Source organism: Mucilaginibacter sp., assembly GCF_028288225.1.
Classification (GTDB): domain Bacteria; phylum Bacteroidota; class Bacteroidia; order Sphingobacteriales; family Sphingobacteriaceae; genus Mucilaginibacter.
This window is the reverse complement of sequence record NZ_JAQBOC010000073.1, coordinates 39,240-65,995: the sequence shown is the minus strand read 5'-3', so window position 1 is coordinate 65,995 and position 26,756 is coordinate 39,240. Positions and strand designations below refer to the sequence as shown.

The following is a 26,756-nucleotide window of genomic DNA, read 5'->3' as shown; positions in this document are numbered from 1 at the left end:
CAAAGGTAGAAACCTTTTTTAAACTTGCAAACTTTATTTTTTTTATTTTTTGTTTGCCTTTTTTTACCCGCCTTCCCTCTTTTCTCTTCCTCGTTTGCGGGCTGCAAAGATGTGACTTTTTTATTTACCTGTCAAGTACTATTTTTACTTATTTTTCAGCCTTTTTTTTAGTCACTAACTTCTCAAATAACAACCGTTTCTTTTTCCGAAGCGGGCCGCAAAGATACGCAGGTTTTTAACTTATCCAAAAGGTTTATAAGAATAATCAATAGTGTAATGGTAACACTTTGCAAATCAGCAGGAAAAATTAATTCCTGACCGCGATCACCTCCCCTGGTTTATAAAGCAACATCTGTAAACACTGTGTGAACACCCCGTTTTTTTAAAATTCAGGAGGCCATTTTTTAAACTTTATATACAAATACGCTTGAAAACAATTAAAAAACATCGAAATTACATCATTGTTTAATGCATCTACTATCACCAGACATTAAAAACAACCATCAAACCAGTAGCATAATATGGAAAGCAACGGCAATAACTACTTATCAAGCGTTAAAAAACTGTTCCGTTATTACAAAACTTTAGGCGATAGCGCTATTGAAAAGCTAAATGAAGAACAAATTCACTGGCAATATAACCGGGAATCGAACAGCGCAGCTATCATAATTAAGCATATAGCTGGTAATTCACTTTCAAGGTGGACAGATTTTTTAACCACCGACGGCGAAAAACCATGGCGGGATCGTGATCAGGAGTTTGAAGATACCCTTTCTTCAAAACAAGATCTGCTGACCCTATGGGATAAAGGATGGCAGTGCATATATAATAACATAGACGCCCTTACTGAAGACGACCTGATGCGTACAGTATATATAAGGAATGAAGGTCACACAGTAATTGAAGCAATTAACCGCCAATTGGCACATATCCCCTACCATGTTGGGCAGATAATATATATTGCCAAAATGGTAGCTGCCGAAAACTGGAGTTCGCTCACTATTCCGAAAGGGCAATCAAAAGCTTTTAATGCGGAAAAGGGAAGAAAGTCTGTTTAGTTGATGGAGGGGGGTCATAGTTGATGGTTCATAGTTCATGGTAGCGCAAATAAGGAATGGCATCAAGCTGCATGGCATGAATGCATTGGCGTGAATATTGCGCGCAGAATTTACCTACCTACAAAGGAGCCTTTCGGACCGATCGACGCCAGGCTGGATCGCCTTCCCATTGCTATGCATAAGAATGGCTAGAAAATTCCTGGCTCATAACACTACCCCCTTCCTTCGGCTATGAACTATGAACCATCAACTATGAACCCCTTCTTCATGAACTCCCCTACTGTTAAAAGATGTTAAATGATACCTATATATATAGTACAGGCAAAACAAGCGTTATATATTAGCCGGGAATTACCCATCCAATCCTTCTTTGTGTTTAAGGGCAGGTGCCATGAGGCTATATAAAATAAATAATTGACTGATTTATAATATTCAACTATCTTTGCAAAATGTTTAAAAAACAACTAACGTTATTAGCCGGTGTATTTGCTGTATTAATGATTATACTGGGCAGTTGTAAAAGTAAATATGAAAAACTGAAGGCCAGTAACGATAATGCCAAAAAATACTCGGAAGCTATTAAGCTATATAATAAAAGAGAGTATACTAAAGCTTTAGGTTTATTTGATGACCTGACAACACGTTATCGCGGGCATGAAGGCGCCGAGGACTTGTTTTATTATAATGCTTACGCAAATTATAAATTAAAGGATTATACTGCTGCCGGCTATCACTTCAAAACTTTTGCTGATACATACCCATCAAGCCCAAGAGCAGAGGAATGCAGATTTATGTATGCCTATTGTTTATACCTTGATTCGCCGATATATTCCCTTGATCAAACAAATACCAGCAAGGCTATTGATGGTTTACAACTATTTATAAACTTATATCCAAAAAGCGACCGTGTTGCCGAGGCCAGCAAGCTGATACAAACGCTGCGTGATAAACTTGAAGGAAAAGCTTATGCAAATGCCAAACTTTATTTAACCATTAGCGATTACCAGGCTGCCGTAATTGCATTTGGCAATACTTTGCGCGATTACCCTGATACCAAATATGCTGAAGAGCTTGAATATTTAACAATTGAAGCACAATACCAATACGCCAGACATAGTAGTGAGTTTTCGCAGGAAGAACGTTATGGGCTTACAATGAGCTATGCCGATCAGTTTGCTGAAAAATATCCTAAAAGCAAATTTTTAAATGATGCAAGCCGATACAAAAAATACAGCCAGGACGGCATAGCTGCTAACAAAAGAATATTGGCTGAAGCACAAACCAATCAAAAACTAGCAAAAAAAATTGCTAAAAAAGATACCGTAACAGGCCAGCCTCCTTCTGAAAAAGGAAACGACAATAAAAAGATCCCAAATTAAAAAAGATATGAACGCTAATAACAATACTGTTAACAAACCTGCCGTAGCAAGCAGCACTGTAACCCGCGATTTGCGTGAGTTAGATGTAAAAACCGACAATATTTATGAGTCGCTTGTAATTATGTCAAAGAGAGCTAACCAGATCTCGAACAATGTAAAGGAAGAATTGCACCAAAAGCTTTCTGAATTTGCATCGTCAAATGATAACCTGGAAGAAGTTTTTGAAAATCGCGAGCAAATTGAGATTTCTAAATATTATGAAAAACTACCAAAACCATCATTGGTAGCTATCCAGGAATTTTTAGAGGATAAGGTTTATTACCGCAACCCGGCTAAAGAACAACAATAAGCCTGGCCCCCCGGCCCCCTAAAGGGGGAGTAAAAGCATAGGGGCAACGCAATGTATTAAAAACTCCCTTATGGGAGTTTTTTTGTTTAATTTTAAATTTTAATTATTTCCCCTCCAAGGGGTTAGGGGTTTATGCTTCAAGGTAAAAACATCGTTTTAGGCATTTGTGGTAGTATAGCGGCTTATAAATCGGCAACGCTGGTAAGGCTGTTGACTAAAGGCGGTGCAAATGTGCAGGTGGTAATGACACCCGATGCTACTAATTTTATAACTCCCTTAACCTTATCCACCCTCTCAAAGAACCCTGTACTTGTAGCTTATTTTGTTACCGAAACCGGCGAATGGAATAACCATGTGGAATTAGGGCTTTGGGCTGATCTTTTGATTATTGCCCCGGCAAGTGCCAACACACTTGCTAAAATGGCTAATGGCCTTTGCGATAATTTGCTGATGGCAGTTTATCTCTCCGCCAAATGCCCGGTATATTTTGCACCTGCTATGGACCTTGATATGTGGATACACACTGCAACACAGGAAAACATCAGCAAGCTGCAATCCTTTCAGAACATACTGATACCTCCCGGAACGGGCGAGCTAGCAAGCGGGCTTTATGGTGAAGGTCGCATGGCTGAGCCGGAAGAGGTGATAGCTTTTTTATCCGCAGATCTTAAAAAAAAGCTTCCCTTAGCTAATCAAAAAATACTGGTTACTGCCGGCCCTACTTATGAGGCTATCGATCCTGTTCGCTTTATCGGTAATCACTCATCGGGTAAGATGGGTTTTGCCATTGCTGATGAACTGGCGCAATTAGGGGCTGATGTTATCCTTGTAGCAGGACCATCGGCACAAATAAGCAAACAAAGATCCATTAAACGGATAGACGTTACTTCGGCAGCAGAAATGCTGGATGCCTGCCTTCAAAACTTTCAAAACGTCAAAGCCTGTGTGATGAGCGCCGCGGTGGCTGATTATACACCAGTTACCGTTGCCGGGCAAAAAATAAAAAAGCAGGATGCCGGTTTCAGCATCGATGTAAAAAAGACTACGGACATTTTAAGCGAGCTGGGTAAACAAAAAAAGTCCGGGCAAATACTGGTTGGCTTTGCATTGGAAACCAACAACGAAGAAAAAAACGCTATTGAAAAGCTGCAAAAGAAAAACCTTGACTTTATTGTATTAAATTCGCTGAATGATGAGGGTGCCGGGTTTAAAAAAGACACCAATAAAATAACCATTATAGATAGCAAGCTGCAAAAAACCGCCTATGATCTTAAAAGCAAAGATGATGTTGCGCATGATATCTGTACTAAAATTGTTGAACTTATAAAAGATGAAAGCATTTAGCATTTATATTCTGTTAGCTTGTTTAAGCCTTAAGGCTGCTGCTCAAGATTTAAATGCACGCATCCAGGTTGTATCGCCCAAAATACAATCAACCAATAAACGAATCTTTCAAACGCTTGAAACCGCCATGAAAGATTTTTTGAATGGCCGTAAATGGAGCGCCGATGCCATTTTACCCCAGGAAAGAATTGAATGCAATTTTATACTAAACATTACGGCCTGGGATGGCAGCAGCAATTTTAGCGGCGAGCTGCAGGTGCAGTCATCAAGACCTGTATATGGCGCTACTTACACATCAACCTTATTAAATGTTAATGATAAGGATATTGATTTTACCTATACCGAAGGACAAAGCATTGATTTTACCGACCAGAATTTTCAAAGTAATTTAAGTTCCATAATGGCTTTTTATGCCTATATCATTGTAGGTATGGATTATGATTCATTCTCCAAACTTGGTGGTTCCAGCTATTTTGCCGCCGCTCAAAATGTTGCTACTAATGCACAAACTTCATCAAGTAAGGGTTGGAAAGCTTTTGATGGCAATATTAACCGATATTGGCTTGCTGAGAACCTGAACAACAAGCTTTACGTGCCACTGCGCGAATTTATATATCAATATCACCGCAATGGCCTGGATATAATGGCCGACAATGCCGGAAAAGGCCGTAAAGTTATTTCCGATTTACTTCCAATTCTGAGCCAGGTTGACAGGCAACGTTTGGGCAGCATGTTTCCGCTCGTGTTTTTTACAGCCAAAAGTGATGAGCTCGTATCCATTTTTACCAAAACCAATTCCCAGGAACGGTTACAAGCCATGAATATCCTAAGCCAGGCCGATCCGGCAAACGGGCTTAAGTACCAGGCGCTGCAGAAACAGTAGGCAGTTTTGAGTGGGCAGTTGGCAGGGGGTTCATAGCAAATCTGTACATTACTTTACTTTAAAAATCCATTATCCGTTACGCAATGCCCTTCGCCTTTATTCTTTCAGTTTTTACCTTTTTCCTGTAACATTCTCCCCTCCTCGCGCGTCTTTTTAAAAAAAGTTTATAAATAATTTGCAAATACGAAATCTATCGTACATATTTGTACGAAGAAATTCGTATAACAATGAACATGGAAATAAAACCAACAGAAAGCGAGCTTGAGATATTACAGGTGATCTGGAAAAAACGCCAGTGCACCGTTCGTGATGTGCATGAGGAATTGGCAAAAAGTAAGGATGCCGGTTATACCACAACTTTAAAATTAATGCAGATAATGCATGATAAAGGCCTGGTTGAGCGCGATACGACCGCAAAAACCCACTTGTATAAAGCTTTGATAACCCGCGAACAGGCACAACAAACTGCGCTTGATAAAATTATATCGACTGTATTTAAAGGTTCAACATCTGATTTGGTGATCCAGGCCCTGGGCCATCACCGTGCATCAAAAGATGAGATTGACGCCATTAAGGATTATTTGAAACAGTTTGAGGGGAAGTGATTAGAGATTAGAGACCAGAGGTTAGTAAAAAGACAGGTAGTAAATCATAAAAAAAATAAACGACTGGAGCCGCGGGATAGTAACTAATCTCCAGTCTCTAATTAACTGAAACAATGGAAACCATCTTGTACAACATCAGCCAGGTTTTAGGCATCACCATCATCCACTCGCTGTGGCAGGGGTTGCTGGTATATTTTATTTTACGGATAGCTTTTGCCGGCATCTCATCATTAACAGCAGTAAAAAAATATAATCTTGCTATTATTGCAATGTTAGTCATATCGGCATGTTTTGTTTATACTTTATTAACAGAGATATATGCCTATAACTGGGTTAATTTAAAACCCGGTCATGTATTGCCATTATTGCCCTACTTAAACTTACCAACCAGCACACATTACCAATCGGCCTGGTATGATACCATTGCGGGTTACCTGCCTTTTATATGTGCAATATATTTTACAGGCCTTACTATAAACCTGGCCAGGCTTGCAATGGAATGGAATAAAATAAGACAAATAAAACTGTCTCTTTTACCCGCCGGACAAATGCAGGAGTTTATTAATTCTTTTGCAAAAAAGTTAAACATCAGCAAGCATGTCAACTTGAAATTTAGTGAGTTGATTGATGTGCCTTGCGTTATAGGCTTCTTTAAACCCCTTATACTTTTACCTGTTACTATATGTGTCAATTTATCGGCCGATGAGGTTGAAGCTATTTTATTACATGAGCTTTCACATATAAAACGTAACGACTACGTGGTAAACTTGCTGCAACAGTTTATAACCGTATTGCTTTTCTTTAATCCCTTTACCCAATTAATTAACAGAATTATAAACCAGGAAAGAGAAAACGGTTGCGACGATCTTGTTGTTGAAAAAACCGGCGAGCCTTTAATATATGCGCAGGCATTAATTAAGCTTGAAGAAGCCAGGAAATCAAACCTGCAGTTCGCGCTCGCTGCTACCGGACAAAAATTCCATTTATTAAACAGAATTGAAAGAATTATGAAAACTAAAAAACATATTGGCAGCATTCGCCATCTCATAATAGCGCTGTTTTTACTAACAGGCACCCTTAGCTGTATTGCATGGTTTAATCCCAAAATCACAGAAGGCAAAACAATTGCTAACAAAATAAAATCATCATCAACAGAAAAAATTAAATGCGACCAACTCGTCAGCGCAATTGATTCTACCCAATACTCTTTTCTTAACGATACTTCGAAACATAAGCAAAAAGGCAAAATTGTAGCCAAAGGCAAGAAGAGCAAGGGAATAATTAAAAAGGTGAGTCCGTCAGACAAAAGCGAAATTTATGGAGAAACTTTTTATGGTGATGATGCTCCGGATTCGGTAAAGAGATTTTTCAATAGCCCCGAATGGAAACGCCAGATGGAAGCTATGCGGAAACAAGGCGAAGAAATGAAAAAGCATTTCAACAGTCCTGAATGGAAAGGTCAGATGGAATTGATGAAGAAACAGGGCGAGCTAATGAAAAAGCATTTCGACAGCCCCGAGTGGAAAAATCAAATGCTGGCTATGAAAAAGCAGGGTGAAGAAATGAAAAAACATTTTGACAGTCCTGAATGGAAAGGCCAGATGGAGCTGATGAAGAAACAGGGTGAGCTAATGAAAAAGCAATTTGAAAGCCCGGAGTGGAAAAATCAAATGCTGGCTATGAAAAAGCAGGGTGAAGAAATGAAAAAACATTTTGACAGTCCTGAATGGAAAGGCCAGATGGAGCTGATGAAGAAAGAGGGTGAGTTAATGAAAAAACAGTTTGACAGCCCTGAGTGGAAGAACCAAATGGAACAAATGAAGAAACAGGGCGAGCTAATGAAAAAACAGTTTGATAGCCCTGAATGGAAGAACCAAATGGAACAAATGAAAAAACAGTTTGATAGTCCTGAGTGGAAGAACCAAATGGAGTTGATGAAAAAGCAGGGTAAGGAAATGGAAAAGCAGTTTAAGAGCCCCGAGTGGAAAAGGAAGATGAAAGACAGGAAATGGATCTTAAAAGATTCAGTAGGCGGGGTAAAGATCTATGCCCCGAAAGATACTGATGAAACGAATGACCAACCTGTTAAGGAAGATCAAAAATAAACCGGGATAACATTAACGTTAAGCTTTAATATAATGCAAAATATATTATACAACATTAGCCAGGTTTTGGGCATCACCATAATCCATTCATTATGGCAGGGGTTGCTGATATATTTTGCGCTCAGGTTAGCGTTGATGTTCTCAGGGCGATTATCTGCATCAAAAAAATATTTGTTTGCTGTGGTAAGTCTGCTGGCTATAACCGGCTGGTTCGGGTACACGCTTATAAACGAGATTAATATTTATAACTGGCTGGCTGTGGCTCCTTCAAAGCTACCCGTTTTACCGCTCCTTGCAGAATTATCTTCAGGTATTAGCCAATTTAATGACCAAACGGTCCGCTATTATTATAGCATTGAAGAATATCTTCCTTATATAACTGCTATATATGTTGCCGGTTTATTGTTTAATACAGGCAGGCTTGTAATGGCACGTAAAAAAATAAATGCCATAAAGCAAAACCTGGGTATTGATATTACCCTTCAGCAAACTGTAAACAGATTTACGGCAATACTCAATATCAGTAAAAATGTAAAGATCGGGCTAACCAAATTAGTTGATGTACCCTGTATGGTTGGCTATTTTAAACCGGTTATCCTGCTGCCATTTAGTTTAGCTACTTACTTAACTGCAGAAGAAATTGAGGCCATATTATTACATGAACTGGCCCATATTAAACGTAACGATTACCTGGTAAATATGGTACAGCAGGTTATTTCAGTCCTGTTATTCTTTAATCCATGTGCACTGCTGATAAACAAGATCATAAACGAAGAACGTGAGAACTGCTGCGACGACCTGGTTGTAAAGGCCACCGCAGACCCTATCATCTATGCAAAAGCTTTATTAAAGCTGGAGCAAACCCGCCAAAACGACTGGCAGCTAGCGCTGGCCGCAACAGGCAAAAAATACCAATTATTAAACAGAATTGAAAGAATCATGAAAACTAGAAAACAATTACCCAGCCTGCGCCCAACATTGTTGGCCATGCTTATATTAACCATGGGCATAGGCGCCATGTCACTGCTAAACCCTGAAATAGCACAGGGAAAAATCTCTGTAAAAGCCTTTACTCCTATAATTAACGAGTTGCTTGCTGATACAGGCCGCAAGGCAGCTGCAAAAAAATCAACACATTTACAGGCACATCCGGTAAAAAAGGCTACTCATGCCGTTAAACGGAATAATGATGATACCGATGCCTATAGCTACGCAGATGAAAATGGAGATAAAAAGATGCAGGCTTTAAGTGCCGAAGTGCAAAAACATTCGCAAGCGGTAACTGAATATTACAAAAGTGATGCATTTAAAAAAACACAGCACGAATTAGAAGAAAATGGTAAAGATGTGCAGGATTTTTATAATCGCCCCGAGTTGAAAAAATTACAGGAAGACCTTTCGGAAGCGAGCAAAACTTACTCAAAAAACTTTGGTGAGAATGACAAAATGAAAGCCATTACCGAACAAATGGGTGATAAAGGACGCAAAATAAGTGCTTACTATAACACACCAGAGTTTAAAAAGATGAACAAGGAGCTGAAAAAGAAATACGGCATTCCTGAAAGTGATTACTACTATGATGACAATGATCGCCAAAGTGACAATTATAAAAAATACCAGGCCGAGCTGGAAACCCACATTCCATCAGATATTAAGTTAACCCAGGAGGATTTAAAAAAGATGGGCGAGCAAGTGACCGCACATTATGAGTCCCCTGAATTTAAAGCACAAAACCAGCGGATCCAAAAGCTGGGTGATAGCTTAAGAAGGGCTTATAATGACCCTGCTGTAAAAGAAAAGCAAAGTGAAATGGATAGATTAGGCCGCCAAATGGGCGATTATCAAAACAATCCAGAAATAAAAAAAGAACAACAATTGCTTGAGCAATCGATTAAAAAGATGACTGCCTACATTCATAGCGCTGAGTACAGGAAATACCTGAAATCAAAAATGAACTACAATTTTGATTTTAATTATAATGATGGGAATGAAAGAACGGAAAAAGCTGAAAGGCATGAAAGCCGTGAGAACAAGGAAAAAGCCGACAGATCTGAAAAACGAGAAAAGACAGAGAAAGCGGATAAACAGGAAAAACCTCAACAATCAGTTGATGAGCAATAAAATATAATTATTCTAATTACGTCTCCGTCCCTATCGGATAAACCTTTACGCTCTTTACCGTGAAAACTGTAAGGGGCGTTTTTATTTTCAAAGGATGCTAAAATTGTCGTTTTCTGCACATTGATAATCAAATGTTTAGCTTATTTTACAATAGCTTTTTAAAAGAGATTAAAAATGAAAGTTATGCATAAATATATCTTACTTACCATAAAGTTATTTAAAACAAAGATCCTTTGCCTGGTTCTTTTTTTAGGTTCAATTCCTGTTTGCTATGCTCAAACCAGGCAATCTTATCCGCCACCAGGTAAGCTTGTGGACGCGGGCGGACACCTGTTACATATAAATGTTTTGGGAAAGGGAAAGCCCGTTGTTATAATGGAAGGAGGCAGCGGTGATTTTTCATTTATCTGGAACCTGGTTCAGCCTGAGATAGCGAAAACAACCACGGCAGTGTCTTATGACAGGGCTGGTTTTGCCTGGAGTGAAGAAGGCCCCCTTCCGCGTACAGGGCGGCAAATAGCTTATGAGCTTCACACAGCGCTCCATAATGCCGGTATAACCGGTCCATACATTTTGGTAGGCCAATCTTTCGGGGGGTTTTTAGTACGGTCATTTGCCAGGTTTTATAAAAAAGAAGTCGCCGGCGTTGTTTTAGTTGACGCGTTAAATGAAGATTCAAAGATCATAATTAATAACAAAGCCGTTCGGATCCGTGATTGGGCAAAAGGCGAACATGCTCCGGAACCAAGGAACATGGTAAAAAGAGACACCACTTCTGCAGATAAAAAACCGGTAGTGCAGGACACCACCATTGAGCCGCCAATGGATAAGCTGCCAAAAAAAGTTCAGCAGATGCAGATCTGGGCACAGTCACAGCCGGTATACAGAAAAGCCGCAGGCGACGAAATGAATTGGTCGCCGGAGGATGTTGCGGATATGTACGCCAACAAAGGAAAACCTGGTTATATGCTTGGAGACATTCCGTTGATCGTACTTTCAAGGGGCAATGGCGGGTATTCCGGCATGCCTGATTCTGCACAATTAGAGGACGAACGCCTGAAGTTGCAAATCGATTTGTCCCATTTATCTACAAACAGCAAGCACGTTATCGACAAAAACAGCGGTCACAATATTCATCTGGAAGATCCTGCTATGGTAATTGACGCCATTAACCAGGTTATCCATGCCTCTAAAACGCATGAAAAGTTAAGGGTTGATTAAGTTAGGCTAAGATGATCAGGGTGATTAAGTTTTAAAAAAAATCAACTGCCTGGTTAATCAACTCAATCAACTAAAACTGTAATTTAGTACTTTCAAAACAGAGTACTTTTTATGCTTCAGAAGCTCAGTATTAATAATTACGCATTAATTGATAACCTTGAAATTAGTTTCGATGGTGGTTTAAATATACTTACAGGCGAAACCGGAGCCGGAAAATCAATCATATTAGGTGCGCTTTCGCTTATTTTAGGTCAGCGCGCCGAGAGTCGCTATTTTTTTAACCAGCAAAAAAAATGCGTTATTGAAGGCACATTCAAAATCGGTGCATTCCATTTAAAGCATTTTTTTGAGGACAATGACCTGGATTACGAGGCCGAAACTGTACTAAGACGCGAGATCTCGGCCGATGGAAAATCAAGAGCATTCGTAAACGATACACCGGTTAATTTAAATTCGCTTAAAGCTTTAGGCGAAAAGCTGATAGATATTCATTCGCAGCATGCCACTCTGGAGATTAATGATCCGGAGTTTCAATTGCTGGTGGTGGATGCAGTTGCCAAGCACGATGACCTGTTAGATGATTACAGGACAAAATTCAGGGCATACAAAAAATCGACGTCAAAACTGCAGCAACTTATTGAAGAAAGCGATAAAGCAAAAGCCGACCTTGATTATTACCAGTTTCAGTTTGATGAACTGGAAAAAACTGAGCTTTCGGCAGATGAACAGGAGTTACTGGAACAGGAGCTTTATTCGCTCAATAATGCAGGCGAGATAAAACGGAACCTGCAGGGTGCTTTTTATTTAATGGAAGATGGGGAAGCATCCGCCATTATCCAATTACGCGAGGCTGGCCACCAGCTTTTATCTCTGGAGAAATTCAATCCTCAAATTGCGGATCTGCACCAACGGTTAAATAGCACTGTTATAGAGTTGAAGGACATAGCTGCTGAGATAGAAACCATTGAGCAACGTACCCATACCAATGAAGCAAGGGCCGAAGAAGTAAATGCCCGTCTGAGCCTGATATACGTTTTGCAGAAAAAACACCGCGTAAACACCAATGCCGAATTATTGCAGCTTCAGGATGAGCTTTCAGATAAAATACAGCAGGCGGTTTTTGGTGATGAGGCTATTGAAAAGCTAAAATTACAACTTGAGACCGATAAAAACGAGCTTGAAAAGCTAGCAGGTCAGTTATCTGCAAATCGTAAAAAAGTGATCCCAGCAATTGAAAAACAAGTTTTAGAAACGCTTGCCGAAATGGGAATGAGCAATTCAAACCTAAAAATTGAACAGGTAGTCCGAAAGTCCGAAGTTCCGGAAGTCCGTAAGACAGAAAATACCGAGTCTTTTACGAAAAATGGGATTGATGATATTAAGTTCCTCTTCACCGCAAACAAAGGTCATGCCCTATCAGAAATGAGCAAGGTTGCATCGGGTGGTGAGCTTTCAAGACTGATGCTTAGCATCAAATCATTGATCGCCCAAAACACTGCGTTGCCGACTATAATATTTGATGAGATAGATACCGGCGTATCCGGCGAGGTTGCTAACCAGGTGGGCCAGATAATGGAAAAGCTTGCCAGCAATTTACAGGTGATCACCATAACACATCTGCCGCAAATTGCCAGCAAAGGCCAGAGCCATTATTTTGTTTACAAGGATGATGAAGCGGCGACAACCTATACTCGCATAAAACAATTAAATAGAGAGGAACGAATTTTAGAGATTGCCAAAATGCTAAGCGGCGATAAGCCTGGTGAAAGTGCATTGCAAAATGCAAGGGAACTTTTGGCCTGTTAACTACAGGGGCAAATTGTCGCTAACTGCTGGTTTTGGGCTAAAGCCCTTAACTCTTATTTTATCCTTACCCGCCCCATAAATGGGACGGCAATGAAGTTGTCTGCTATTTTTTTATTCATTGCCGTTTGGCTTCAGCCAACGGACAATGGGCGATCAAAATAGGGCTTTAGCCAAATTCTGCGAGGCTTCAATAAGCTAAGCAGATAGTTAACGATTGAGTTATAGCTATTGGCGACAATTTAAATTGCACCCCTTAACTACTTATCACGAAAATATAGCGATAATCTAATCCAGTAACTGCTTATCAACTTCCTCCAGTTTAGTAATAATATCATTGATGGCCCGCTGTTGCTTTTTAATAGTTTTAGTACGGACATAAAACCAGTTAAAAGCTATCCATGCAAATGTTAGTCCGTAGGCCGATAACTGGAAAATGAGGCTCCCACGTCGGGCATACTCTATCATATAAAGAGAAATACCTACTGATAAAAAAATATAGTAACCGGTTAGCATAGTTTTATTCAAGAACTCCTGCTTGTGTTTAATGCGGATCATCTGCGCTAAAAACCGGCGACTATCAGTTTCTTCATTTGTTTTAGTTAATAGGGGAAACAGCTGATTAGTAGTTACTAAAAACACGACGATAGCAATGATCATTAATATCAGTCCTATTTTTGTGGTGATCATTTGAGGCTGATAATACCACCATATAAATGCCGTAAGCACTATGGTTAACGATAATATGATATTACCGCGTAGAATTTTATTACGTATTTTACGGTTTAGCCGATCTGCCTTTGCAAAAATTTCGCTTACATCAGGCGCACTGGCCTTTCCGCGGTTCCACAGCTCTTTAAAATCTATGTTATTGCTCATATTGTTTAAACTTTTGAGTCAGCTTTTCTTTTATCCGGAAGATCTTAACCCTGACATTACTTTCTGACAGCCCGGTTATTTTAGCAATTTCGACTTGTTTAACATCCTCCAGTTCAAGTGAAATAATAATGCGGTCGGTTTCGGGCAGCTCGGCAATGCATTTATATAACAGTTTTGATTGCCATTCTTTATCAGGATCCGGTTCATATTCAATTTGCTCCGGCAGTTCAGTTGTCGGCATCCGGTTTTGCCTTTCAATTTGCCGCAGGCAATTGTTTGAAGTTATCCTGAAGATCCAGGTGCCAATGGCCGATTCATTCCTGAATTTGGGTAATTGTTTCCATATAATAATAAAAGTTTCCTGCGCAATATCTTTTGCCCAGTCGGCATCATTAACATAGCCCATGCAGATTCTAAACACCTTGTTCCAATAGTCACGGTAAATATCTTCAAACACCATAAGGGGCTTTAATTTATAGAATTAGCAAGTTGTTTATCGTATAACCAAATACTTATATAGCTAATGCAAGTAATATACCTTATTCTTTCCACCTTTATTTTGTTTGATTTTGGCTGTTAGATACTGTAATGTTCAAAATGCTACATTCACAAATTATTTATTTTTACCGATGAATTCCATCCGTAAAGTCAAAATTCTCAATACCGATAATTAATTTTATTTTTATCGCGATAAACAAAATCATTAAAATGGCTTACAACTTATTAAAAGGTAAAAAAGGAATAATTTTTGGCGCTCTGAATGAGCAATCAATAGCCTGGAAAGTAGCACAGCGCGCTGTACAGGAAGGTGCGGAAATTATCTTGAGCAATGCCCCTATTGCTTTACGCATGGGCGAATTAAATAAACTGGGCGAAGAATGCAATGCCCCTATTATTGGTGCCGATGTTACCAACAATGACGACCTGGTTAACCTGTTCACCAAATCGCAGGAGCATTTTGGCGGGGGTGTTGATTTTGTATTGCACTCAATAGGCATGAGCGTTAACCTTCGTAAAAATATTCCCTACATTGAAAATAATTATGACTTTACCCATAAAGGTCTGGATATATCAGCCTTGAGTCTGCACCGTGTATTGCAAACCGCCATGAAAATGGATGCCATTAATGAGTGGGGATCTGTACTGGCTTTAACTTATATTGCAGCCCAGCGAGTATTCCCTGATTATAATGACATGGCCGATAACAAAGCTTACCTGGAGAGCATTGCACGCAGTTTTGGTTATTACTATGGCAAAAAGAAACATGTACGCATCAATACCATATCACAATCGCCAACCCGCACAACCGCAGGTTCGGGTGTTAAAGGATTTGAAGGATTTATAAGATATGCTGAAAAAATGAGCCCGCTGGGTAATGCCAGTTCCGATCAATGTGCTGATTACTGTGTAAGCATGTTCTCTGATCTTACAAAAATGGTAACCATGCAAAACCTTTTCCACGACGGCGGTTTCTCTTTTACCGGGGTAACGGATGAGGTGATTGAGCAGATGGAGAAATAGAAATTAGTGATTAGAGGCTGGAGATTAGAGATTAGTTTTCTGCTTCCTTAAAAATAGAAAAATCCTGTGAGAGCATTTTCCCACAGGATTTTTTCTTTCTGACTTCCGGACTTTTCCGACTTCCGGACTAGTTAGAATCAATTAGCAAAAGTTTCACAACTGTATCATCAGGCCTTGCTACGGGTGTAATACCATCTGATGACTGTGCGTACAACGCCAGGCTTCCTGTGTTATGTGTATAGCTGTACGCTATTCCCTGATAAACTTCCGGAACCTGCTCATATACGCCATCGGTAAATGAGAAATAAACCAATACCCCGCCATGGTCATTAAAATAGCTGTCAATTTCAGGAGCATCTATTACTGCAGAATATGTTTTTCCTCCATCTGTAGTTGTCCAATCGGTAGATTTAACAGTTAGTAAAATGGTTTGATTAGGATTAGGGGTAATATACTTTTTAGTACATGAAGACGCTGCCAATACTATAACGCAGCCAATGATTGATAAGATTCTTTTCATATGTATGTTGTTTATTTGTATACTAAGAACAACGTTTTTTAAAAAGGTTTAATATAAATTTTAACTTTTTTTTAAAAAGCCAATTATCGGGCAAAAAATCAATAAAAACAAAACTCTTTTTTATTAAACTAATTTTTTAGTTAAATTTAAAGTATGATAAAGTCATGCCTCTTTATTTTATTTTTATTGCCGCTTACCTGTTTTGCGCAATTTGTTATTACTGGTAAAGTATTGAGCAGCACCAATAAAACTCCTGTAGCTAACGCCAGTGTATTTTTAAATAACGCTGTGGCCGGAAGTAAAACAGATGATAAGGGTGCCTTTACAATAACAAATGTAAGGCCAGGCCAATATGACCTGGTGGTATCAAGCCTGGGCTATGAAACCTCGCATCAAAATATCATGGTAAATGCCGATGTGAAACTGGCCACCATTGAAATATCACCTAAAACCATGATGCTGCAGGAAGTGAAGATTAGGTCAAACGGTAACTGGAAAAGAGATTATGAAAAATTTAAACGCTATTTTTTTGGTGAATCGGCATTTGCAGATAAGTGCAAAATATTAAATAAAGATCTGCCTGATGTACTTGACCTTGATTATGACAGCAAAACAATGATGTTAACAGCAAAATCAAACGATTTTTTAGAGATTGAAAATAAAGCTTTGGGTTATAAGATTAAGTATCTTTTATCTGATCTTGAACGCAATGCCCGTACCGGCAGCTTTTATTATGAAGGAACGGCTGCATTTGAAGAACTTGCGGGTTCTGAGTCGCAAATACGCAGGTGGAAAAAAAACAGATTAAAGGCATATGAGGGTTCAAGCATGCAATTTTTACGATCAGTAGTCACAAATACAATTACAGATAACGGATTTAAGGTACTACGCCTGATCAGCAAATCCGATCCTGGTGGTATAAGTTTCGGAAGCCAAAGTTTCCGGACACTGGTTGATCTTCCGCTTAACACAAGTGATTTTGTAAAGCCTACCGATGTTGAAGGGGAATATGCATTAAGCTTTAAAGATTGCCTGTACGTAATGTATAACAAAAAACGAGCTCATTCAGGAAATACCATCACTAAGGAATGGTCATCAAACGCTGCATGGAACGATGCACTTATCACAACTTTGATTTTTAACGAACCTTACGCTTTTTTTGACAATAACGGTATAATTATAAATCCTTTAAGCATTTCTTTTGATGGTAACTGGGGTCGCAGGCTAATGGCCGAGCTTTTACCTGTTGATTATGTGCCTGGGAGTAGTGATTAGTCAGCAGTCTTAAGTCGCAAGTCTTAAGTCAAATTTTTTCTTTTCTGACTTAGAACTCAAAACTTTCGACTCAAGACTAATCTTCAATTCATGATTGACACAACACCAGGTACCTACTCTACTTTATATCTAAATACCTGCCTGCCTAAATTACCGTCGCTGTCAACACCTTCTATAACTACACGATAAGTGCCTTTTGTATCGGCATTAAAAAACTGGAATGACGCTTTACCTGCTTTGTCTGTAATAAAATTAGGGTTCCAATAGATGGTGCTGCGCAAATCGGGTAATTGTTGATCGGTTTTAGGGTTATTGTGTTGTGGCGAATAAAAGTCGCGTACTTTATAATATCCTTTAGGCGTATAAGTAATAACACCCGGCGCATAACGCTCATAAGCGCTCATTGCATCCCTGCCCTTTTTGCTTGTTATTAATAATATGCCATTTGCGCCACGGCTCCCGTAAATAGCCGTACGGAACGGCCCCAGCAAAACCTCAACACTTTGAACGTTACTTGGGTTTATATCGCTAAAAAGGTCATTGTCAATAAAGTTACCATCAAGCACGATGGCCATTGCTGCATTTGCGCGATTATTAAAAGGTATATTATTACGAAAAGTGACACCTGCTATAAGGCCCTGTAAACAGTTAGAAAGAAAACCGCCGCAGTTTCCCAACCTGTCAGCAGTAATAACGGCATCAGCATTACCCGGCCCGTTTAAATTTTCTGAATATACCACCTTGTTCTTTTTTGCATTTACTACTACCCCTTTTAATATTATTGGGCGCTTTACTGAGCCGGCTTTTAGCTCACTATCATACAGGGCCTTACTGCTTTGTAAATATTGCGACAAGCCATCGTTAATGTTTACTTGCATATCAGCAGCGTTTTTATTAACCCCTACTGTTTGAGGAGCGGTATTATCAAGATCTATTTGTACATTTTTTCGGTCTTTCGCCGACCGTGCCTGGATTAGAAATTTTGTGCTGTCTTTAAATACCAGGCCGTTAAAGGAAAATGCGCCAGTATTATCAGCAACGGTGTCTCTAAAAAAGAAACCGCCCTTATTGCTTAATATTTTAACGGCGCCATTGGGTAAAGGTTTACCGCCTAATGTTTTTATATGGCCGGCCAGGCTCAATGATTTTTCGGCGGGATAAGCGTCAGGCGGGATACTGTTGTTCAATAGTTGTTTCCATTCAAATCTCCTGTATCCCTGGGTAAGCATCAGCACGTCCAGGTCGGCCTGTGTTGTTTCGTTGGTATTGGTAAAGTAATAATTAGGTTTTTCAACATAGCCTTTAATATCCGATGTAAGTAACAGGTTTGATAAGATAGTGCTTTCTGAAATTTCATCAACAGGCACATTTGTTTCATTTGTTACCGATACCGAAAAACTGCCCGTAACCGGCTTATCTTCTTTATCTTTTGCGTTAACTTCGATTTTTATTTTTTGCCTGGCGGAATAACTTTCTTTTCCTGTTGTTACGTTCAATTTAAGCTGATCGGGGTTTTTGACAAACACCACGCGCTCATTTAGTGGCTCGCCAGTTGATGAAAACAAGGTAAACTGAACAATTCCTGATGGAAATTTACTTTTAAGGATATGCGCCATAAATGGTTTGCCGGCTTCACTTTTACCGGCATAGCAAATAACACCGTTAACCTGGGCAATTATGCTCATTAGCCCGTTTTGCACCGCAGTTGAAGCTGCTGGTCCCGGTAAAACCCTTAAACTAAAATGAGAAGGTCCGGCGTTTGATACAATTAAAGAATAACCCTGGTCGGTTGCCTTAGGCAGCTCAACGGTATTTTCTGAACCATCTGTGTAAGTAAGCTTTGCTTTGTAGGTTTTATTACTTTCAGGCGTCAGGTTAAATACCCCCATACCTAAATGCGTGGTAGCAATTTCTGCCACCTGGTTATTTTGATCATCAATAACCACACCTTTTATTGTAGCGCCAAGGCCATCTGAGCCTATAGCTTTAAATGCTATTTTTGATGGATTTCCTACTACCAGGGGCCCTCCTTCCGGGAAAAACTGAACATCCACTTTTTCTGACGTCGCTTTTATCACAATTGATTTGGTAACCGATTCCTTATCATTCACTTTCAAAGTGGTAATAATACGGCGGGGTTTTAATGTAACCTGTGCGGCATTAGCAAAGCTGATGTTAAGGTTTCCATTTTCATCAGTTTGACCTTTACCCCTATCTATTGTTTTTTTGCCTGTCATCACTTCATAGTTTACCTGTTTGCCTGCGTAAGGTTTACCATCAATATCAGTATAATTGATTACTGAATTTATTTTTTGCTGCCCGTTTTGGGTATTGTAGCTATAATTTGTTTTTGTAAATACAGTATTAGTTATTGCATTAACAGTTATAGATTTATCAAAAAAATAATCCTCGCCGGCGTTGCGCATCCAGTTGGTGTATGCCCTAACACGGTAATTACCTTCTGTAAGTGAATCAGGCAGTACAAAATCGCCCCAGCTTACCCCATTCTCTATCGGAAGCTTTATGCTTTTTTTAACCGAGTCGCGGTCATCAATCAGATCTACGTTCAGCACACCGCTTAAGGCCGAGAGCTGATGCCTGCGGGCTATTAAATCATACGCCTTAAACCAAATTGTATCGCCAATAGCATAGTAGGGTTTGTCAAATTGCAGGTAAACTTTTTCCTGTGGATGGTTTGAGAGCCATTCTTCTAATTGTGCAGCTATCTTAGCTATAGGGTCATCATCAATCCGGGTAAAACCCCAGAGAGCTGTAGCACCAACAATTATAAAAAGACGTGCAAGTAGTTTTTTGTAGTTCATTGCGATAAGGCGTTTCTAAGGCTGAATTTAGAAAATATACAAACCAAGAATTTGCAACAAAATCGTTACAATTCATGGCGTCCTGATTACCAACACTTTGAACTAAATATTTAGTGCGGATTTAATGGATCTGAAATGAAAATTATTTTAAATGGCAATAACTAATCCATGGGGCCATAGTAACCCTTTTCCAAATCCAACTATAAACCATTAGCTAAAACACATTTTTCCACATCATACTCTCCACCGGTTTGGTTGATGGGCTGTTATATTTAGCATTATCCTTGGTGTTATAAAAGGTTTCTATCTCGCCTTCAACCACAAAATATATCAGCTGACCAATAGGCATGCCGGGATAAATTTTAACTGGCTGGGTACATGATATTTCCAGGGTCCAGGTATTGCAAAACCCTACATCGCCTTTTCCGGCGGTGGCATGTATATCAATGCCCAAACGGCCGGTGCTTGATTTTCCTTCTAAAAAAGGCACATGACTATGTGTTTCTGTATATTCAACTGTTACCCCCAGGTACAAAGTATTTGGCTGTAAAACAAAACCGTCTTTAGGGATCTCAAAATAAGTAATCTCATTATGCATCTTTGCATCCAATACGCGGTCGCGGTAAGTGGCCAGGTATTTACCCAGGTGCACATCATAGGAGTTTGTCCCAAGGCATTCACGTTTAAAGGGTTCAATAATAATATGTCCCTCTTCTATCTCTTCTAAAATTCTTTTGTCTGATAATATCATAATGCCCTGTAACGAGGGGCTAAATTATAACTATTTGCCCGGCATGACAATGCTATGTTACCAACAAATGTTTTAGGAAGATGTGGAAATATAAACTAAGATTTATAGGATTTAAGGATTGCAGGATTATTTCAGAACCATATTTTACTCAAATTAGTTTATTTTATGATTAGCCAAAATTCACATATTCCGATAACATGTATCTTGCGGAGAAAACTTACGAAGTTTTAAAAACTTCGTGAGTTTGTCTTGCCATCGGTGTAATCTTCCAACAATAGGTGTAATCCAAATTAATCAGCGATTATCTCTCTTACCACCACTTCTCCGCTAACCTTATGTTTAAGGATCAGTTTATGTTCGCCGGATGGCAGGATCTCTCTCTTGATCAGGTAATAATCGCCATCGTATGATGTTGTGGCCGGACCATTGTCTTCTGATATATTTCCTCTCCAGCCTTCAATCTGCACAGGCTCCCACCTGCCTGATTTCGCAGAAAGATATGCAGCATCTATTATCGCATTAACAATGTATCCGTCGTAAAATGTTTCCAGCGGTTCGGTTTTATTTTCAATGGCATTAAACATATCGGTAAACATGTTCGTATAGCCAAGTTCATGTACCTCATCGCCTACCGGGAAGAGCCATCCGCTGCTGCTTTCGGCTTTTTCAGCCACATAACCGCCCTTACCTGTACTAAACATTTCGAAACCGGTACGTAAAAAACTGTTGAGCCAAATGGTGCCTTCGGTTCCCATTACTTCATCGCGCAAGTCCATTCCGCCTCTGAAACACCAGCTCACTTCAAACTGCCCTATCGATCCGTTGGCATATTTTATAAGCCCTATAGCGCTATCTTCAGCTTGTATGGGGTGTACTTGTGTTGCAGCCCAGCACATCACTTCAACCGGCCTGATCTCTTTACCAATAAAATTACGGGCTATTTCAATACAATGGCAACCCAGATCTACCATTGCACCGCCGCCTGATTGTTCATGATCCCAAAACCAATCGCTATGCGGCCCGGGGTGTGCCTCCCGCGATTTGGCCCATAACACCTTACCTATGCTGCCTTCTTTAACAGACTTCATCGATTTTAAAAACTTAGGCGTGTAACATAAATCTTCAAGATACCCGCCCATTATGCCGGCTTCTTCAACCAGGTCAAGCATGCGCTTCGCTTCTGCCGCATTGCGGCCAAGCGGCTTGGTACACAACACATGCTTTTTGGCTTTGGCACAGGCCTCAACAGCAGCTTCATGCAGATTATTGGGTAACGAAATAATAACCACATCTACATCTTCCCGGCTGCACACTTCATCCATATTATCGCTATAAAAAGATAATTTATAATCTTCAGCGAACTTTTTGGCTTTATCAATATTGCGGGAGTAAACACTTATCAGCGTATCTTTTCCGCGTTGTGCTACTAATGAGTCTGCATAAAAACGGGCAATAAAACCCGAACCGAGCATGGCAATGTTCATAATTTTTGGTTGTAAGAGTTGTAAATGTTGTAGTTGTTGCAAAGGTTGAAAGCTCTAAAATCATTCTTTATTTTCAAACTACCAACCAATTTTTCAATTTTTTCATCTTCAAATTTTCAAATCAGCACATCTTCAAATCAAACACTCTCCCATCCGGTTTCCTTCAGCGCCGGGTCATTTTCCTTCTTTAAGAAATCTGCGTTTGATAGTGATTCAGGTTCCCATTCCAATATGGCTTCATCCGGTACTATATCAACCGGAACTTTATAGGAGGTTGATGTTTCATTATAGGCCAGGTTTGATTGCAGATTATAGCAGGAAATAACTGACCACCGCGGGCGGTCAGAAAGGTTAGCTTCTGACCTGTGGAGCAAATTGCTGTGAAAAACAAGTGCATCACCGGGCTCAATCTCAACGTAAACTAATTCCATTGTTTTTAAAGCATTATTTACCATTTGCATATCGGCGCCCACCTGTTCGCCTGCAAACCCATGATTTACCCGGCCCAATTTATGCGAGCCTTTTATAACCTGCAAACAGCCGTTTTGCTTGTTAGCTTCCGTTAAGGCTACCATAATGCTGATCAGCTCATCCGGAAACATAAACTGGTTTTTATACCAGTAGCCATAATCCTGGTGCCATTCCCAGGCACCGCCAACTTTTGGTTCTTTTTGCATTAGCTTTGAATGAAAATGGCATACCGGGGCTTTATCGCCAAGTAACTGCTTCACTACGCTTACCATTCTTTGGCTTCGGGTTAAATAACCAAAAACGTCATTCCCGGGCGTAAACCATAATGACAGGCGGGTCTTTTTCCCGGTCTGGTCGTTAAGGTCAAGCGCATTATTCAGCATGGCATTATCATCCAGTGCCGTGTGATACAGTTTTTCTGTTTCGGCAGGTGTACAAAAATTTTTAATAATTATATATCCGTCGCGGTTGTACTGCTCAACCTGCAGGGGGATGAGTTTTTCGGTTAGCATGATGTAATTTTTTATTGATTGTTTTTATAATTAACAAAAAGAAACACAATTTAGTGTTATTTGATATAAGTTTGTCATGCTTTTTGCAATTTTACTTTTATGGCTATAGCATACAGACAGCAGGTTGATGACGACACAGAATTTGCAATCTGGAAAATTGAGGAAGATGCTGATGAATTGTACAGCCAGCTGCGTTTAGATGAACAGGAACAGGCACATTACGAAGGCCTTAAAGTTGGCAAACGTAACCTGCATTGGTTAGGCACGCGTGTATTGTTGCGCAAAATGCTGCAAACCAATGAGTATATTGACTGCAAGGTTGATTCGCATGGTAAACCTTATTTGGTAAATCTCCCCTATCATATTTCATTAAGCCACTCTTTTGATTACGCCGCCGTAATGATAGGCAAAGAACCGGTTGGCATTGATATTGAACAGGTAAAGGAAAAAGTTGAGCGCATTGCCCATAAGTTTATGCGAAAGGAAGAATTAGCATTTATTGGCGGAGCGGATAAAATACAGCAGTTATATGCTTGTTGGTGCGCAAAGGAAGCAGTTTATAAATGTTTCGGACAAAAAGAGGTATCATTTGCTGATAATATTTTATTGGAGCCATTTAACTTCGAGGGACACGGGTGGATAAAGGCTCATTTGCTTAAGGATGAAACCAGTATTAAGTATGATGTTGGCTACCTGCAATACCAGGATTATATGATTGGCTATGTAAAAGGGTAAAAGATAAATCTATCGTGGGCAACCTATAAAACACGCATTAACAATTGTCAGGATAGCTTCATTGCCATTTAAAAAACCATTACTTTAATGAAAAACAAACAGGTATTTTTTCAGGATTGGGGGCTTACTGATTATAAAGAAGCCTGGGAAAAGCAGGAGGCGTTGTTTGCAGATACTGTTAATCTAAAAATCCGGATCCGTAACCGGGAAGTGGCTGCAGGAGTTGACGAAGCGGACGATACACCGACCCCTAATTATTTAATATTTTGTGAGCACCCGCATGTATATACTTTAGGCAAAAGCGGTAAACCAGAGCATTTACTTTTGGATGAGCAGGGGCTAAAAGAAAAACAAGCAGTTTACTATCCTATTAACCGGGGCGGCGATATTACTTATCATGGGCCAGGCCAAATAGTGTCATACCCTATTCTTGACCTGGATAACTTTTTTACGGATATCCACCTTTACCTTCGTACGCTTGAGGAAGCTGTTATTTTAACCCTTGCTGATTATGGCTTAAAAGCCGGCAGGTACCCGGGATACACAGGCGTTTGGTTTGACGCCGATAATGACAAGGCACGTAAGATCTGCGCCCTGGGTGTACGTTGCAGTCGTTGGGTAACCATGCATGGACTGGCTTTTAACGTTAATACCAACCTTGATTACTTTAAAAACATTGTGCCTTGCGGCATTGATGATAAAGATGTAACCAGCATGCAGCGTGAATTAGGGCACGAAGTTGATATTAATGAAGTAAAAAAAATCTTAAAACATCATATTTCCGTATTGTTTAATATGGAGATGATGTTATGAAAACAATACAGCTTTTTTTGATTGCAACAACTGCCTTATCGGGGTGTTCTAAAAAGGCAGTATTCCCTCAGCAAAAACAAACGGATACTACAACTGTGATTACCAAACCCATGACGACTCCAGTCACTTACCTTGCTTTAGGCGATTCATATACTATTGGCGAAGCCGTTCCTCAAATTCAATCGTTCCCCTACCAGCTTACTAACTTATTAAAGTTCTACCAGTTTGATGTACAAGCACCTGACATTATTGCGGTAACGGGCTGGACAACCGACAATTTAATAAACGCCATTGCCCGCAGCGACTTTAAAGATAAAAAATATGATTTTGTTACTTTACTAATCGGGGTGAATGATCAGTACCAAAGGCAAAGCAAGGATAATTACCGGACAAAGTTTGCGCAGGTTTTACATACAGCAATTAATTTTGCGAATGGCGATAGCAGCAGGGTTTTTGTTTTATCTATTCCTGATTGGGGCGTAACACCATTTGCGGGTGGAAAAGACGGTGAAATAGGCTCCGATATTGACCTGTTTAATGCTATTAACCGTGATGAAACCGCCAAAGCACATGTTATAAATTATATAGATATAACTGCCATATCCAGGCAAGCCGCTACCGATCATTCATTAATTGCAGCAGATGGCTTGCATCCGTCAGGTGCAATGTATAAGCAATGGGTACAAGCGCTTGAGCCTTTGGTTAAGCAACGGTTGGAGAAATAAAATCAAGCTTTCTTTTTTGCCGCAATTTCCTCAATTGCCTTTACAAATTTATCCAGGTCATGCAAAGAGGTATAAACATGTGGCGTAACGCGTACGCAACTGATTTTTTCAATACTTATACCAACAATGTGGATCTTATAATTATTGAACAGGGTGGTGTCTAATTCAGCGGGTGTCATCCCATCAATACTAACACCGCAAATGGCACACGAGTATTTGGCATTTAATGAAGTATAAAGCTTCACTTTAGGAATCTGCTGAACCTTTGAGGCCCAATAATTTTTAAGATATCTTATCCGCTCCTCTTTCCGTTTGCTGCCAATTCCCTCATGAAAATTAATAGCCTCGCCTATACCCTGCTCAATCGGAAAACTGCGGGTTCCTAATTCTTCAAATTTCCTTATGTCCTTACTATGCGGCTCGCCGCTGCTTGGCAATGGCCACACTTTTTCTATCTTTTCCTTTTTAATCCACATCATCCCGCTGCCTATTGGCGCCGAAAGAAATTTATGGAGGCTTGTACCAAAATAATCACAACCCAGGTCGGGAATTTTAAAATCAAGCAGGCCAAAGGAATGAGCCCCGTCAACTAATACTTCTATACCTTTTGCATGCGCCATATCACAGATCTTTTTCACCGGCAATATCTGCCCAACCCAATTTATTACATGGGTAACATGCAGTAATTTTGTTTTTGGGGTGATGGCATTCTCATAGGCTTTAACAAGTTCATCATCGTTTTCAGAAGGCAAATTAAGGTTCACCTGGTTGTAAACTATGCCGTCGCGCATTACTCTTTGTTTATAGGCCTGGATCATGTGGGGGTAATCAAACTTACTGCCCACAACTTCATCGCCGCTCTTCAAATCAAGGCCTAATATAATGGTGTTAAGCGCTTCGGTTGCATTGCGGTTAATGGCAATTTCTTCAGGATTTACACCGGCTAATCCTGCCAGTTTTTCGCGCAACGGCTCGCGGCCCTGGTCGAGGATGCGCCACATAAAGTATGATGGCCCCTCATTTGCCAGTTGGTTATAACGCTCAACCGCTTGCTGAACCACAATAGGTGATGGAGATACGCCACCATTATTCAGATTAATAATATTAGGATTTACAGAATATGACCGCTGAATAACACTCCAATAATCTTCATCCTGTGCAGCCTGTGCCGGGCTTAAATGGTTAATTTTTTGTGAAGCTTTTTCCCATTCGGCGGCATGCGCCTGGTTAAAAAGACTGTTTACAGAAAAAGCACCTGCAAGGGTTGCTGCCTGTTTCAGGAATACGCGGCGATCGTTTGTCATCATGATAAACGAATTTAAGGATTTAACTATTGATTATCAATACCCTGCAAATAAAATCAGGAAATCTTTTAATCAA

At 39.9% G+C, this 26,756-nt stretch carries 23 protein-coding genes; 15 read left to right on the top strand and 8 right to left on the bottom strand.

Annotation, left to right across the window (positions count from 1 at the left end; genetic code table 11):
- Window positions 1–521: 521 nt before the first annotated feature.
- From JWQ54_RS21510 to recN, 10 genes are all read left to right on the top strand, one after another.
- Window positions 522–1,058, top strand: a complete 537-nt coding sequence (locus tag JWQ54_RS21510) for a DUF1572 family protein (protein ID WP_299589186.1) — start codon at window positions 522–524, stop codon at window positions 1,056–1,058.
- Window positions 1,059–1,507: 449 nt separating this feature from the next.
- Window positions 1,508–2,437, top strand: coding sequence for an outer membrane protein assembly factor BamD (locus tag JWQ54_RS21505; protein WP_299589183.1), 930 nt, complete (start codon window positions 1,508–1,510; stop codon window positions 2,435–2,437).
- A 7-nt stretch (window positions 2,438–2,444) separates the two neighbouring features.
- Window positions 2,445–2,786 carry a DNA-directed RNA polymerase subunit omega gene (locus JWQ54_RS21500; protein ID WP_299589180.1) on the top strand — a complete coding sequence of 114 codons (342 nt, stop codon included), beginning with the start codon at window positions 2,445–2,447 and terminating at the stop codon, window positions 2,784–2,786.
- A 132-nt stretch (window positions 2,787–2,918) separates the two neighbouring features.
- Complete coding sequence (gene coaBC / locus JWQ54_RS21495; RefSeq protein WP_299589178.1) at window positions 2,919–4,130, top strand: bifunctional phosphopantothenoylcysteine decarboxylase/phosphopantothenate--cysteine ligase CoaBC; 1,212 nt, start codon at window positions 2,919–2,921, stop codon at window positions 4,128–4,130.
- Complete coding sequence (locus JWQ54_RS21490) at window positions 4,117–5,013, top strand: DUF4835 family protein (protein WP_299589176.1); 897 nt, start codon at window positions 4,117–4,119, stop codon at window positions 5,011–5,013. Before coaBC ends, JWQ54_RS21490 begins: the two co-directional genes overlap by 14 nt.
- Before the next feature lie 227 nt (window positions 5,014–5,240).
- Window positions 5,241–5,618 (top strand): BlaI/MecI/CopY family transcriptional regulator, encoded by a 378-nt coding sequence (locus JWQ54_RS21485; RefSeq protein WP_299589174.1) that lies wholly within the window; start codon window positions 5,241–5,243, stop codon window positions 5,616–5,618.
- 113 nt (window positions 5,619–5,731) lie between these two features.
- Window positions 5,732–7,723 carry a M56 family metallopeptidase gene (locus JWQ54_RS21480; RefSeq protein ID WP_299589172.1) on the top strand — a complete coding sequence of 664 codons (1,992 nt, stop codon included), beginning with the start codon at window positions 5,732–5,734 and terminating at the stop codon, window positions 7,721–7,723.
- A gap of 33 nt (window positions 7,724–7,756) precedes the next feature.
- The gene (locus JWQ54_RS21475) at window positions 7,757–9,844 is read left to right on the top strand and encodes a M56 family metallopeptidase (protein WP_299589170.1); all 2,088 of its coding nucleotides are present in this window, start codon (window positions 7,757–7,759) and stop codon (window positions 9,842–9,844) included.
- A 183-nt stretch (window positions 9,845–10,027) separates the two neighbouring features.
- Window positions 10,028–11,065 (top strand): alpha/beta hydrolase, encoded by a 1,038-nt coding sequence (locus tag JWQ54_RS21470; protein WP_299589168.1) that lies wholly within the window; start codon window positions 10,028–10,030, stop codon window positions 11,063–11,065.
- Window positions 11,066–11,176: 111 nt separating this feature from the next.
- Window positions 11,177–12,871 carry a DNA repair protein RecN gene (gene recN, locus JWQ54_RS21465; RefSeq protein ID WP_299589165.1) on the top strand — a complete coding sequence of 565 codons (1,695 nt, stop codon included), beginning with the start codon at window positions 11,177–11,179 and terminating at the stop codon, window positions 12,869–12,871.
- Between the two features lie 285 nt (window positions 12,872–13,156).
- On the opposite strand, the gene JWQ54_RS21460 is transcribed toward recN, so the two are convergent.
- Window positions 13,157–13,747 (bottom strand): hypothetical protein, encoded by a 591-nt coding sequence (locus JWQ54_RS21460; RefSeq protein ID WP_299589162.1) that lies wholly within the window; start codon window positions 13,745–13,747, stop codon window positions 13,157–13,159.
- Complete coding sequence (locus tag JWQ54_RS21455; protein WP_299589160.1) at window positions 13,737–14,207, bottom strand: sigma-70 family RNA polymerase sigma factor; 471 nt, start codon at window positions 14,205–14,207, stop codon at window positions 13,737–13,739. The genes JWQ54_RS21460 and JWQ54_RS21455 overlap by 11 nt, the downstream gene beginning before the upstream one ends.
- A 248-nt stretch (window positions 14,208–14,455) precedes the next feature.
- On the opposite strand from JWQ54_RS21455, the gene JWQ54_RS21450 reads away from it, so the two are divergent.
- Window positions 14,456–15,268: an SDR family oxidoreductase gene (locus JWQ54_RS21450; protein ID WP_299589157.1), complete on the top strand. Its 813-nt coding sequence runs from the start codon at window positions 14,456–14,458 to the stop codon at window positions 15,266–15,268.
- Window positions 15,269–15,395: 127 nt separating this feature from the next.
- On the opposite strand, the gene JWQ54_RS21445 is transcribed toward JWQ54_RS21450, so the two are convergent.
- On the bottom strand, window positions 15,396–15,788 hold the full coding sequence (locus JWQ54_RS21445; protein WP_299589155.1) for a hypothetical protein: 393 nt from the start codon (window positions 15,786–15,788) through the stop codon (window positions 15,396–15,398).
- A gap of 153 nt (window positions 15,789–15,941) precedes the next feature.
- Between JWQ54_RS21445 and JWQ54_RS21440 the strand changes: the two genes are divergently transcribed.
- Entirely contained in the window at window positions 15,942–17,063 is a 1,122-nt protein-coding gene (locus JWQ54_RS21440; RefSeq protein WP_299589153.1) for a carboxypeptidase-like regulatory domain-containing protein, read from the top strand.
- A gap of 113 nt (window positions 17,064–17,176) precedes the next feature.
- Here JWQ54_RS21440 and JWQ54_RS21435 read toward each other — a convergent pair whose 3' ends face one another.
- From JWQ54_RS21435 to JWQ54_RS21420, 4 genes are all read right to left on the bottom strand, one after another.
- Entirely contained in the window at window positions 17,177–19,885 is a 2,709-nt protein-coding gene (locus JWQ54_RS21435) for a TonB-dependent receptor (protein WP_299589150.1), read from the bottom strand.
- Between the two features lie 214 nt (window positions 19,886–20,099).
- A complete protein-coding gene (gene dcd / locus JWQ54_RS21430) occupies window positions 20,100–20,636 on the bottom strand; it encodes a dCTP deaminase (protein ID WP_299589148.1) in 537 nt (178 codons plus the stop codon).
- 290 nt (window positions 20,637–20,926) lie between these two features.
- Window positions 20,927–22,120, bottom strand: coding sequence for a Gfo/Idh/MocA family oxidoreductase (locus JWQ54_RS21425; protein ID WP_299589146.1), 1,194 nt, complete (start codon window positions 22,118–22,120; stop codon window positions 20,927–20,929).
- A gap of 137 nt (window positions 22,121–22,257) precedes the next feature.
- On the bottom strand, window positions 22,258–23,103 hold the full coding sequence (locus JWQ54_RS21420) for a phytanoyl-CoA dioxygenase family protein (RefSeq protein ID WP_299589144.1): 846 nt from the start codon (window positions 23,101–23,103) through the stop codon (window positions 22,258–22,260).
- A gap of 99 nt (window positions 23,104–23,202) precedes the next feature.
- Here JWQ54_RS21420 and JWQ54_RS21415 point away from each other — a divergent pair, with 99 nt between their 5' ends.
- The 3 genes from JWQ54_RS21415 (at window position 23,203) to JWQ54_RS21405 (ending at window position 25,376) form a co-directional block, all read left to right on the top strand.
- Window positions 23,203–23,838, top strand: a complete 636-nt coding sequence (locus tag JWQ54_RS21415) for a 4'-phosphopantetheinyl transferase superfamily protein (protein ID WP_299589141.1) — start codon at window positions 23,203–23,205, stop codon at window positions 23,836–23,838.
- Between the two features lie 87 nt (window positions 23,839–23,925).
- Window positions 23,926–24,651: a lipoyl(octanoyl) transferase LipB gene (lipB, locus tag JWQ54_RS21410; protein ID WP_299589138.1), complete on the top strand. Its 726-nt coding sequence runs from the start codon at window positions 23,926–23,928 to the stop codon at window positions 24,649–24,651.
- The gene (locus JWQ54_RS21405; protein ID WP_299589135.1) at window positions 24,648–25,376 is read left to right on the top strand and encodes an SGNH/GDSL hydrolase family protein; all 729 of its coding nucleotides are present in this window, start codon (window positions 24,648–24,650) and stop codon (window positions 25,374–25,376) included. Before lipB ends, JWQ54_RS21405 begins: the two co-directional genes overlap by 4 nt.
- Before the next feature lie 2 nt (window positions 25,377–25,378).
- On the opposite strand, the gene JWQ54_RS21400 is transcribed toward JWQ54_RS21405, so the two are convergent.
- Window positions 25,379–26,683 (bottom strand): aminotransferase class V-fold PLP-dependent enzyme, encoded by a 1,305-nt coding sequence (locus tag JWQ54_RS21400; protein WP_299589132.1) that lies wholly within the window; start codon window positions 26,681–26,683, stop codon window positions 25,379–25,381.
- Between the last annotated feature and the right edge of the window lie 73 nt (window positions 26,684–26,756).